Raw genomic sequence first — 351 nt, forward strand, 5'->3', positions numbered from 1 at the left:
TGCGGACGTGGCTCAGCGGTAGAGCATCGCCTTGCCAAGGCGAGGGTCGCGGGTTCGATTCCCGTCGTCCGCTCCATATGCGCCCTTAGCTCAGCTGGATAGAGCGTTTGACTACGAATCAAAAGGTCAGGAGTTCGAATCTCTTAGGGCGCGCCATTTAACTGTTTTACAATAGATATCGGGATGTAGCTCAGCTTGGTAGAGCACCTGGTTTGGGACCAGGGGGTCGCATGTTCGAATCGTGTCATCCCGATACGCATGCACGGCTTCGTGTAAGTCTTGATCTTTCTGCACTCAAGGCTTGCACGGAGAATTTGCGGGTGTAGTTCAATGGTAGAACTTCAGCCTTCC

3 tRNA genes are annotated in these 351 nt (G+C 53.3%); all 3 read left to right on the forward strand.

Annotation, left to right across the window (positions count from 1 at the left end):
- Window position 1 precedes the first annotated feature (1 nt).
- Window positions 2–76: transfer RNA gene (locus CPT76_RS36470), tRNA-Gly, on the forward strand.
- Window positions 77–79: 3 nt separating this feature from the next.
- Window positions 80–156: transfer RNA gene (locus tag CPT76_RS36475), tRNA-Arg, on the forward strand.
- Window positions 157–179: 23 nt separating this feature from the next.
- Window positions 180–253: transfer RNA gene (locus CPT76_RS36480), tRNA-Pro, on the forward strand.
- Window positions 254–351: the final 98 nt, after the last annotated feature.

Source organism: Paenibacillus sp. AR247 (assembly GCF_002968895.1).
GTDB lineage: Bacteria > Bacillota > Bacilli > Paenibacillales > Paenibacillaceae > Paenibacillus_AQ > Paenibacillus_AQ favisporus.